Below are 10,484 nucleotides of genomic sequence, written 5' to 3'. Positions count from 1 at the left end.
AAGGCTCCCGGTAGACGACCGGGTTGATAGGCCGGGTATGGAAGCGCGGTAACGTGTGGAGTTGACCGGTACTAATAGGCCGAGTGGCTTGAACACACAATTCGTTCAAAGCAAACCGCTGCGAGAGATTGTTCGCGTCCCTGTGTGGTTCTCAGGAAACAACCCTGGGCAACCCGTGTTGTTAATTGAATGTGCTGAGCCTTGCCGGCTTGGACGTTGAACTTGCATGCCCCCTTGTGGGGGTGGTGCGTTGAGACGTTCGGTGGTTTTGGCGAAGGGGAAACACCCGGTCCCATTCCGAACCCGGAAGTTAAGCTCTTCAGCGCCGATGGTACTGCATGGGAGACTGTGTGGGAGAGTAGGACACCGCCGGACATATATTAGGGAAGGGCCCCGCCTTATGGCGGGGCCCTTCCTCATTTCTCGGGTGTCGGATTCCGGCCGGCGAAGGTGTCCCAGAGGATCGCGACCGGCTCGGCGGTGCTGAAGAGCGACTCGACTCGGGAGCGGTCCCCGTCCAGGTGGGTGAGGGTCTGGATGCCGAGGAACATCGCCACAGCGATCATGCCGAGTTCACGGGACGGGACGACGCCCGCCAAGGCCGTCCCCCCAACGAGCCGATGCACTGCGGTGGCGGCGAATTCCGACCAGGATTCGACGTGGGCGAGCAGTTCCTCCCGTAGCCGCGGCGATGTCGCCGACGCCGCGAAGAGTTCCTGCACCGCGTCGATGTGCCCCTGGTCCCTCATGTCCTCGGCGTACAGTTCGCGGAGGCGGGCGAGCAGTTCTGTGGCGTCCGTGCAGGAGCCGAGGGCCTCCTCGTAGCGGTCTCTCCGGGCCTGGCTGGTATGGCGGAGCGCCGCGACGAGCAACGCCTCCAGGTCCTCGAAGTGGTAGTAGATGACGCCGGGCGCGAACCCGCCGGTCTTGGCGATCGAGCGGGCAGTCGTCCCGCCGTACCCCTCGACCGCGAGTGTCCGGACGGTCGCGTCGAGGAGACGCTTCCTGGCCTCCGCGCGGGGCGCCATGCGCTCAGATCACCTTCCAGGGTTTGACGCCCGCCTCGGCGAGAACGGGGTCGAGCCGCCGTGCGAGCCGGGCGAGCTGATGGCTCGGCACCTGAGGGTACAGATGGTGCTCCAAGTGGTACGTCAGCTCCAGGAACAGCGCGGGGACGATCCGTCCGCGCAGGGTGCGGGTCTGCGTCAGCGGCGTGTCCCCGTAGTGCCGGTGCGGCAGGTGCACGGTCAGCAGCGGGTAGACCCAGCTTCCCACGATCATCATGACCGCGTACGCGAGGAGGCCCCGGGAGAACAGGGCGCCGGCGCCGACCGCCGCGAAGGGCAGCGCCGCCTCCGCCAGCAGCCACGCCCGCTGAGCGGCCCCGCCGCGCCGGAACGCCCAGCACCACAGCCGGACGAGGAAGACGGGGCCGTAGAGGATCGCGCCGAGCGCCGACAGGTTCGCCGGATATCCCTCCGGGTCCTCGTCGCTGGGGAACAGCCGGTGGTGCTGGAGGTGGGTGGCGCGGTAGGCGTGCCCGCTCTCCAGGAGGACCGCGCCCAGCAGGAACAGCGCCCATTCCGTCGCCCGCCTGCCGAGACCGAGTGACCGGTGGACGACGTCGTGGGTCGCGGTGACGACCGCGACGAAGATCCCGAAGGCGACGACCGGAGTCAGCCACCACCATCCCGCCAGCCACACCGCGACGAACAGGACGACGGCTGCGTAGGGGAGCGACAGGGTGAGGACGCGCCGCGGGCGGGTGGTGACGAGCAGGTCGGAGCCGAGCTCGGACAGTTTCGGGACGGTCATCGCGCCACCGCCGTCCGGCGGGCGGCCTTGAGGGCCTCTTCCGCGACGATGCGGCTGCCCAGCGCACACGCGACGGTGCCGAGGCCGGGCCAGGTCGAGTCGCCCACGAGCCACAGCCCGGGCACGCCCAGCGAATGCGGGACGGCATTCTGGTTGGCATTGCCCGGTGTCTGGCGGGCGCCGCCCACGGCACCGCCCGGCCGGAACGCGAAACGCTCGTAGGAGCGCGGCGTGCCCACCTCCCACACCTGCGCGCGTTCGCCGAGCGAGGGATGGACGCGGCGGGCCAGGCCGACGAGACGTTTCCCGATCTCCTCCTTGCGGACCTCGTACTCGGCGTCCGGCAGACCGGCCCACTCGTCGAGCCCTGTGTGAGTGGAGACCATCACGGCTCGCCGACCCGGCGGCGCGCTCTCGGTGTCGCCTCGCGCGGACACCGAGATGAACATGTTGTTGCCGTCGCCCAGCGGCCGGTCGTAGTCCTGCAGCAACTGGTGGTGGGTGAACTCCTGGCCGGCCACCTCATCGTCCGGGACTCCGAGGAAGACGACGATCGCCCCGCCCATGTCGGGTTCGTCCCGCTCCAGGTACGGGCGGAGCGGGCCGGCGAGGTCCGGGACGACGCGCGCGGTCGTGGCGGCGGGCAGGGCGCTGACCACCTGCCGGGCATGGACGGCCCCCAGCCTGGTGTGGACGGTGAACGCCCCCGCCCGCCCGGTGACCCGCTCGGCCGCGCAGCCGACGCGCAACCGGCCGCCGAGCCCGCGGTAGTGCGCCGCGAACCGCCGCCAGAACCCGCGCATGCCGCCGTCCGCGCGGGTGAGCCCGGCGCCGCGGATGGTGACGCCGAGGGCGGCGTTGATGAGCGGCGCCCGGTCGACGGTGCTGTGCACGGTGTCCTCGACCAGCATCGACAGCAGCCCGACCAGCGGCGCCTCGTCACGGAGGCGGTGCCGGGCGAGGGCGTCCCCGAGGGTGGAGTTCAGGTGGCGGGCGAGCGGAAGCCCGCGCGGCCCCACGGCCCGCAGGTTGTGCAGGGCGTCCGCGGGGCCGCGCATCGGCAGCCGAACCCCGGCGCGGCTCGCCGTCCAGAACACGTCCGCGAGACGGTCGAGGCTCGCCCAGAACGCGCGGTGCCGGGGAGTGCCGCCCAGGGTGCGGAGCCGCTCCCGGTGCCAGGCGCGGGTGTCGCGGTAGAGCGTGACCTTGCGGTCGGGCAGCCAGCCGACGTAGCCGGGCAGCGCCTCGCCGGGCACCGGGTCCATCCCGATGGCGGTGAGCAGTTCCGCCCCGACCCCGCCCGGCTCGAAGTCGACCATGGTCGTCGCGCCCACGTCGAAGGAGAAGCCCCGCCGCCGGTAGTAGCCGGCGCAGCCCCCGACATGCCCGTGGGCCTCGATCACGAGCGTGGACAGACCCGCCGCCTGCAGCCTCGCCGCGGTCGCCATCCCGGCGAGCCCGCCGCCGAGCACGGCCACGTCGCACGAGACGGGGAACCGCGCCGCCCTCCGTGGACGATCCGTCTGAACGCTTGTTCTGAACATAGGTTCAGATTCCATGCGCCTTCTGCCGCCGTCAATGCGTGCGGGCCGGAATGGCCGGAGGCGGCCCCGCCCCGTTCGTGGAGCGGGACCGCCTCCGGCGGTGTGCGGGTCAGACCGTCCGGCGGGCCTCCCGGAGGAACTTCAGCGACAGGACGGCGGCCCACGTCCAGACGGCGGCGCCTCCAGCGAGCATCAGCCGGAAGTCGCCCGCCGGGAACGCCGCCATGCCCAGCACCAGGTACGCGGCCGGAGCGGCGGCGCTGTAGAGCGTCCACCCGAGCCGCCCTTCCCGGGCGAACCGGCGGGCGAACACGACGCACGCGGCGCTCAGCGCAAGCCCCATTCCGACCGGTGCGAGGTTGTGCAGCATGCCGTGCCAGCTGGCGTCTCCGATGCCGGCGGGCGTCCCGGCGGGGAAGCCTTCCGCCGGGTCGGTCGGGAAGACGCCCGCCCAGACCAGGCTCACGCCATAGGCGGCGATGAGAGCGGTTCCCCAGGTGCGGCCCATCGTCCCCGGTTCCAGGACACGGCGCATCCCGGCGGCCGACGCCGCGACGAGGGCTCCGCAGAGCAGGAAGTTGGCGGTCTGAAGCCACCCGTGCTCGCCGAGCGCGAGCATGCTGAGCGGGTGGCGGGCGGCGTCGAACCCGTCCCGCGTCATGGCCTGCACCACGATCAGCAGGACGAACAGCGGTCCGGCGGGGACACCGCAGGCAAGGAGGGCGCGGGTGGAGGCGTGCGTGCTGCGGGAGGGGGACACTGGGGACGTGTGCACGGAAGGCATGGTGACTCCGGGGGGTCGGCGGGGGATGGTCAGGCGAAGAGGGACTCGCCGGTCTCCAGCAGGGTCTTCAGGTCGCTGAGCGTCTGGTTCCAGCCGCCGCCCGCCTCGGGGATCTCGCCCGCGCCCTGCGCGGCAGTCTGCGGCGCCCCTGTCACGTCGTGGGTGACGGTCAGCCGCGAGACGCCGGATCCGTCGTCCTCGATCTCGTAGGTGAGCCGGGTGTGCGGCTCGCCGAGGAACAGCGCCCGCCACGTCTGGACGAGCCTGCGCGGCGGGTCCGCCTCGACGACCTCGCCGTCGATGACCACGTCGGGGGCGCCGTGCTCCTTCATCGCCTCGCTGGCGAGGCCGCGGAAGGCGCCGCCGGGGCGCAGGTCGTACTCCACCGGCGCCTGGTAGCCGAACTTCGTCGTCCACTCCGGCTTGGTGATGGCGTCCCAGATCGCCTGCGGTGTCGCCTTGATGTACACGCGGTACACCTGGACGGTCTCGCCGGCGCCGGTCTCGGTCGTCGTCATGTCGGACTCCAGTCGTCTCTTCAGGTCGGCGAGCGCCGCGGCGGGCCGCTCGGTGTACTTGCCGATCCACCGGTCGTGGATCAGCCGGATCGGCACCGGGTTGAGGAAGTGCAACTTCTCCCGGCCGGAACGGCGCGGGACCACCAGCCCCGCGTCCTCCAGCACCCGCAGGTGCTTGGAGACCCCGAACCGCGTCATCTCCACCTCCGCCTCCAGCTCGCCGAGCGTCCGCCCGTCCCGGGCGAACAGCAGGTCGAGCAGGAACCGGCGGGTCGGATCCGCCAGCGCCTTGAACGCCAGATCGTCGTCGTCCACACCACCAAAATAGGTGACCAAAAGGTCACATGTCAACCATGTTGGAGGAAAGGGGAGACCGTCGGTGGCATGTCCTAGAGTCGGCCCATGTCGCTGTCACCTCGGCTTTCCGCGGTCGTCGACGCCCTGCCGCTCGCGCCGGGCATGCGCGTCCTGGAGATCGGCTGCGGGACCGGCGCCGCCGCGCGGGCCGTCGCGGCCCGGCTCGGAACCGGGCACATCCTCGCGATCGACCGGTCGGCCAAGGCGGTCGCGCAGGCGCGGGCCGCCTCCGCCGCCGATATCGCCGCGGGACGCATGAGCGTGCGGCAGGCGGCGATCGAGGACTTCGAGCCGCGCCCCGGCGAAGGTCCGTTCGACCTCGTCTTCGCCGTGCGGGTCGGCGCGCTCGACGGCCGCCACCCGGAGGCGGGCCGCAAGGCCATCCCGCGCATAGCGGCGGCACTGGCCCCCGGCGGCCGCCTCTTCATCGACGGCGGCGACCCCCTGCGCGAGGTGCCCGTCTAGCAGGGGCCCGCGGGGTCAGCGGCCGAGCGCCCGGTCCAGGGTGGCCGCCCACTGGTTGAGCAGGCGGGTGCGGCGGGCCGAGTCGTCGGTGAGCAGGTCGGCGAGCCCGAGGCCGCGGACCAGATCAAGGGTCGCCTGGACCGTCTCGCGGACGCCGGGCACGCTCTCGTCCACGCCGAGCGCCTCGACGGTGAGCCGGTGCGCCTCGCGCCCCACCCGCGCCTCCAGCGGCACGACCTGCTCGCGGAGCTGCTCGTCGGAACTGGCGGCGACCCAGAGCTGCAGCGCGGCGCGGAACAGGGGGCTGGTGTACATCTCGCCGAGCAGTGCCACCACGTCCCCGGTGGACGGCCGGCGCCCGGCCAGCGCGTCCAGGCGCTCCCGCATCTGCGCCATCCGCACCTCGGAGCCGTAGTCGACGGCCGCCGTCACCAGCTCCTCGCGCGTCCGGAAGTGGTGCTGCGCGGCCCCGCGGGAGACACCGGCGCGCTCGGCGACCACCGCCACGGTCGTCCCCGCCCACCCCACGGACGCCAGGCACTCGACGGCGGCGTCCAGAAGGCGCCGCCTGGTGGCGCGGCTGCGGTCCTGCTGCGGTTCCCGGGGCAGTGCCTGCGTGGTCATGACTCCCTCGACTCGGTGCCCCACCAGTCAACCAAACCCGCACCAAGCAAACAATCATGCGTGATTGATTTTTTCCACCCTCGACGGCGCCGGCGCCTGTCCGCTCGCCGACGGCGAGGGGCGTGCCGGAGGGGGTGTCGCGCAGGACGGGCGGCCGGGGCCCGTCGAGCCCCGGCCGCGCCGTGGGTCAGGTGATGGATGCGCCGAAGCGGACTGCGTCTTCGGGGATTTCGTCTTGGCCCGGGGTGAAGAGGACGGGGGATTCTGGGGTGCCCGGCCAGGGGAGGCCGTGTGCGGCGCCCTTGGTGTGGGTTGCGTCGTCGGGTGCGCCTACGAGGAGCAGGCCGTGGCGGGTGGACAGTGCGGCGCCGAAGAGGTCCGCGGCCTGCGGGACCAGGCCCACGTCCTCCTGGCTCAGGAAGGTGTCGCCGTTTCCGGGTGCGGTCGCGCTCTGGCCGAAGATCTGCACCCCGCCGGCGTCCGCGGCGTCGCCGATGTCCTCGCGGGGGACGCCGACGATCAGCGGTTCGCCCAGGCCGTCCCGCCACGGGCCGCCCAGTTCGAGCACGGACCCGAACTGGTCGCCGGCCTCGGAGGTCCCGGCGGCATCGGTGCTGTTCTGGCTGACGCTCCACCGCTGGGGCATCGGCAGCTCGTCGTCGTCGGTGGCGAACAGGTGCGCCATCCCGACGTCGGCGACCGAGCCGAAGTCCTCGAACGGGACGCCCACCGCCAGCTGGACGTGCGACGGGCCGTCGTGCTCGCAGTACGAGGCGAGGGCGAGGCCGGCGCCGAACCGGTCGCCGGGTTCGACCGCGCCGTCCACGCCGGGGGAGTCCTGGGACAGCGGAGTGTCGCTCGCCAGGTCTCTCGCGAGATGCACCAGGCCCGCGTCGGCCCTGCCGTTCAGGTCCTCGCCGGGAGCTCCGACGACCAGGGTGTAGCCGTCGACGCCGGTGACGCCGCAGCCGAAGCCGCCCGGCCCTTGGAAGAGTGCGACCGCGGTACCGAATCCGTCTCCGGCCTCCGCGCCGCCGCCGATGCCGGGGCTGTCCTGCGTGATGGTCGCGGCGATCTCGACTTCGCCGGTCTCCGGGTCGAACGTGACGACGCCCGCGGAGCCCGCGTCCGCCGCCCCGCCCAGGTCCTCCCCGGGCGCGCCGAACGCCAGGGCGGGATGGGGCGGTCCGTCGCCGGTCGTCTCGTTGACCGCGAGGCCCGCCCCGAACCTGTCTCCCTGCTCGGGGCCGCCCGCGATGCCGGAGGCGCCCTGGTGCAGCACGATCCCCGGGCGGCCGGCGCCCAGCCCGTCGGCGGATCCGAAGATCACGTGGACGGCGCCCGCGTCGTCGACGCCGTTGACGGACTCCGAGGGCACCCCGACCACGAGATCGGCGAACGCGTCGCCGTCGGCGTGCATGGCCCGGACGACGGCGCCGAACCGGTCGTCCGCCTCCGGGGTCTCCCCGGTCCCCGTCTCGCCCTGGCTCAGCAGGTGCCGCCTACCGGCTCCCAGGCCGGTCTCGTCGCCGTAGAGGACGTTGATCCGGCCGGCGCGCACCTTGCCCGCCACCGTGGCCCCCGGGTCGCCCACGACGACGTCTCCGCAGCGGTCCCCGTTGAAGTCGGGCCCCTGCGCGGTGGCGCACTGCGCCACCTGCCGCGGTGCCGCCGTGGCGTCGGCGGTCGTCACCACCTCCACTGGGACCGCCGCCGCCGTCATTGCGGTGGCCGCGACTAACAGCCTGTTGAGTTTCACTGAGTTCCCCGTCCCCTCTGTGACATTCCACAATGGGGACGGGGCATCCGCCGAAGTGGTTTACCCGGCGGTAGGGCGGAGGGTGTACGCGGTGGTCAGTCCATGATCTATTTGTCCCCTTGGCGGCTCGTTCACGGGAGGCGGGGGTCAGGTCGTGGATGCGGTGTGGGCGCGGGGCCGGGTGCTCGCCGCGCTGGCGGTGGCGACCGCCGGGCTGCTGGCGTTCCACCGGGCGGTGCCCAACTTCATCGGTCGGCTGGGAAGCCTGCTGGAGACGTTCCTGCCGTGGCTCGGCCTGGTCGTCGTGGCGCTGCTCGGTCTCGCGCTGATACGCCGTTCGCCCACCGTGCTCGTCGCCTCCCTGCTGCCCGTCATGGCCTGGGCCTTTCTCTTCGGCGGGCTGCTCCTCCCCGCGGCTAAGCCCGGTCCGGGTGACCTGGTCGTCGTGCAGCACAACGTCAGTGACGAGAACACCGACCCGGCGGGGACGGCGCGCGCCCTGGCCGCCGCGACGCCGGATCTCGTGGCGCTGGAGGAACTGACGCACTCGGCCCTGCCGGACTACGAGCGGATCCTCGGCCCGGACCTCCCGTACCACGCCGTCATCGGCACCGTCGGGCTCTGGTCGAAGCATCCACTGAGCGGCACCAGGTCCCTGGACATCAAGCCCCGCGAGATCAAGGGGCCCTGGAGCCGCGGGCTGCGGACGGTCGCGCGCACGCCCCACGGGGAGATCGCCGTGTACGTCGCGCACCTGCCCTCGGTCCGGATCCGGCCGGGCGGCCTGGCGTCGGCCTGGCGCGACGCGAGCGCCGGCCTCCTCGGTGCGGCCGTCTCCGCGGAGAAAGTGGAAGCGGTGATCCTGCTGGGGGACCTCAACGGCACGACCGATGACCGCGGGCTCGCTCCGCTGACGTCCCAGCTGAACGTGGCGGAACGCGGGATGGCCTTCAGCTTCCCCGCGGCCTTCCCGCTGGCCCGGATCGACCAGGTCATGGCCCGTTCGGCGACCGTCCCGCGGCTGCGCACCCTGCCCGCCACCGGCAGCGACCACCTTCCGGTCGTCGCCCGGGTACGCCTCCCCGTCCGGCCGCGCTGAGCCGCGGGCTCCGGCGGAGACCGTCCCCGGTTCGTGAGGGGTGACGAGTGCCGCTTCCAGGGCCTCCACCAAAACAATCATGCGTGATTGATTTTTTGCGGGTGGGTCTGGCAGGGTTCTGGGCATGAGCCAACCGCTGCGGGTCGGTAACGCCTCGGGCTTCTACGGCGACCGCTTCTCCGCGGTTCGGGAGATGCTCGAGGACGGGCCGCTGGACGTCCTGACCGGTGACTATCTCGCCGAGCTGACGATGCTCATCCTGGGCCGCGGCAAGATGAAGGATCCCGACGCCGGGTACGCCACCACGTTCCTCCGGCAGATGGAGGAGTGCCTCGGGCTCGCCGTGGAGCGCGGCACGAAGATCGTGACCAACGCCGGCGGGCTGAACCCGCGAGGGCTGGCCGACAAACTGCGGGAACTCGCCGGGCGGCTCGGCCTTGAGGTCCGTGTCGCTCATGTCGAGGGTGACGACCTGCTTGCGCGCGCCGAGGAGCTGGGGTTCGCCGATTCCCGGTACGGGCAGCCGCTCACGGCCAACGCCTACCTGGGGGCGTGGGGGATCGCCGAGTGCCTGCGGCGCGGCGCCGACGTGGTGGTCACCGGCCGTGTCACCGACGCCTCCCTTGTCGTGGGGCCGGCGGCCGCGCACTTCGCCTGGGCGCGGGACGACTGGGACGCGCTGGCCGGCGCGACCGTCGCCGGGCACGTCCTGGAATGCGGGGCGCAGGCCACGGGCGGCAACTACAGCTTCTTTGAAGAGATCTACAATGTAAAGGCGCCGGGCTTTCCGCTCGCGGAGGTGCACGGCGACGGCTCCTGCGTGGTCACCAAGCACGACGGGACGGGCGGAGCCGTGACGACCGAGACCGTCACGGCGCAACTGCTGTACGAGATCGGCGGGCCGTCCTACGCCGGTCCTGACGTCACGACCCGTTTCGACACGATCGAGCTGGCGGACGACGGCCCGGACCGGGTGCGGATCAGCGGCGTCAAGGGGCTTCCGCCGCCGCCCACCATCAAGGTCTGCCTGAACCACCTCGGCGGCCACCGCAACGAGATGACGTTCGTGCTCACCGGGCTCGGCATCGAAGCCAAGGCGGAACTCGTCAAGAGGCACCTGGATGCGGCGTTCGGTGACGCGCGGCCGGCCCGTGTCGAGTGGGCGCTGATCGGAGCCGCCAAGCCCGATCCCGTCACACAGGGGGAGGCCACGGCGCTGCTGCGGTGCGCCGTCCTCGATCCCGATCCGGCAAAGGTCGGCCGGGCGTTCAGCGGCGCGGCCGTGGAGCTCGGGCTCGCCGGTTATCCCGGCTTCACGATGACGTCCCCTCCGGGGAAGGGCGGCCCGTACGGTGTCTACACGCCCGCGTTCGTGCCCAACGAGACCGTTGAACATGTGGCGGTCACGCACGAGGGCGAGAGCATCCCGATCCCGCCCGCGCCCGCGGTCGCCGATGTGCCTACCGAGGCCGCCGGCGAGGAAGGGTTCTCGGCCCAGTCCGCGCTCTCCACCCAGTCC

10 protein-coding genes and 2 rRNA genes are annotated in these 10,484 nt (G+C 72.1%); 5 read left to right on the top strand and 7 right to left on the bottom strand.

The annotated features are described in order from the left end of the window. Together E1266_RS30985 and rrf are read left to right on the top strand one after the other, a co-directional pair. Nucleotides 1–96 (top strand): 23S ribosomal RNA (locus E1266_RS30985); the annotation flags it as partial. Between the two features lie 162 nt (nt 97–258). Continuing rightward, a 5S ribosomal RNA gene (rrf, locus tag E1266_RS30980) occupies nt 259–375 on the top strand. A gap of 41 nt (nt 376–416) precedes the next feature. Here rrf and E1266_RS30975 read toward each other — a convergent pair. The 5 genes from E1266_RS30975 to E1266_RS30955 form a co-directional block, all read right to left on the bottom strand. After that, nucleotides 417–1,028, bottom strand: coding sequence for a TetR/AcrR family transcriptional regulator (locus tag E1266_RS30975; protein WP_132053098.1), 612 nt, complete (start codon nt 1,026–1,028; stop codon nt 417–419). A 4-nt stretch (nt 1,029–1,032) separates the two neighbouring features. Continuing rightward, nucleotides 1,033–1,815, bottom strand: coding sequence for a fatty acid desaturase (locus E1266_RS30970; RefSeq protein WP_132053096.1), 783 nt, complete (start codon nt 1,813–1,815; stop codon nt 1,033–1,035). Further along, a complete protein-coding gene (locus E1266_RS30965) occupies nt 1,812–3,293 on the bottom strand; it encodes an NAD(P)/FAD-dependent oxidoreductase (RefSeq protein WP_207946015.1) in 1,482 nt (493 codons plus the stop codon). The genes E1266_RS30970 and E1266_RS30965 overlap by 4 nt, the downstream gene beginning before the upstream one ends. Nucleotides 3,294–3,468: 175 nt before the next feature. Then, nucleotides 3,469–4,134 (bottom strand): DUF998 domain-containing protein, encoded by a 666-nt coding sequence (locus E1266_RS30960; protein WP_207946014.1) that lies wholly within the window; start codon nt 4,132–4,134, stop codon nt 3,469–3,471. Nucleotides 4,135–4,172: 38 nt separating this feature from the next. Beyond that, complete coding sequence (locus E1266_RS30955; RefSeq protein WP_132053090.1) at nt 4,173–4,976, bottom strand: metalloregulator ArsR/SmtB family transcription factor; 804 nt, start codon at nt 4,974–4,976, stop codon at nt 4,173–4,175. 87 nt (nt 4,977–5,063) lie between these two features. Here E1266_RS30955 and E1266_RS30950 point away from each other — a divergent pair, with 87 nt between their 5' ends. Further along, the gene (locus E1266_RS30950; RefSeq protein ID WP_132053088.1) at nt 5,064–5,483 is read left to right on the top strand and encodes a class I SAM-dependent methyltransferase; all 420 of its coding nucleotides are present in this window, start codon (nt 5,064–5,066) and stop codon (nt 5,481–5,483) included. Nucleotides 5,484–5,498: 15 nt separating this feature from the next. Here the strand turns inward: E1266_RS30950 and E1266_RS30945 are convergent, their stop codons facing one another. Then, complete coding sequence (locus E1266_RS30945; protein ID WP_132053086.1) at nt 5,499–6,107, bottom strand: TetR/AcrR family transcriptional regulator; 609 nt, start codon at nt 6,105–6,107, stop codon at nt 5,499–5,501. A gap of 187 nt (nt 6,108–6,294) precedes the next feature. Beyond that, complete coding sequence (locus E1266_RS38375) at nt 6,295–7,800, bottom strand: hypothetical protein (RefSeq protein WP_165966278.1); 1,506 nt, start codon at nt 7,798–7,800, stop codon at nt 6,295–6,297. A gap of 220 nt (nt 7,801–8,020) precedes the next feature. Between E1266_RS38375 and E1266_RS30935 the strand changes: the two genes are divergently transcribed. Continuing rightward, nucleotides 8,021–8,965, top strand: a complete 945-nt coding sequence (locus tag E1266_RS30935; RefSeq protein WP_243719094.1) for an endonuclease/exonuclease/phosphatase family protein — start codon at nt 8,021–8,023, stop codon at nt 8,963–8,965. 124 nt (nt 8,966–9,089) lie between these two features. Continuing rightward, nucleotides 9,090–10,484, top strand: a 1,395-nt coding sequence (locus E1266_RS30930) for an acyclic terpene utilization AtuA family protein (protein WP_132053084.1), incomplete at its 3' end; no start/stop codon positions are given.

Source organism: Actinomadura sp. 7K534, from assembly GCF_004348575.1.
Taxonomy (GTDB): Bacteria; Actinomycetota; Actinomycetes; order Streptosporangiales; family Streptosporangiaceae; genus Spirillospora; species Spirillospora livida.
Note: the sequence above shows the minus strand (reverse complement) of the source record. Positions and strands in the feature narration are given on the sequence as shown.

Coding starts and splice junctions, on each gene's coding strand:
- E1266_RS30975 (WP_132053098.1), bottom strand. CDS start 1,028: ATGGCGCCCCGCGCGGAGGCCAGGAAGCGTCTCCTCGACGCGACCGTC.
- E1266_RS30970 (WP_132053096.1), bottom strand. CDS start 1,815: ATGACCGTCCCGAAACTGTCCGAGCTCGGCTCCGACCTGCTCGTCACC.
- E1266_RS30950 (WP_132053088.1), top strand. CDS start 5,064: ATGTCGCTGTCACCTCGGCTTTCCGCGGTCGTCGACGCCCTGCCGCTC.
- E1266_RS30945 (WP_132053086.1), bottom strand. CDS start 6,107: ATGACCACGCAGGCACTGCCCCGGGAACCGCAGCAGGACCGCAGCCGC.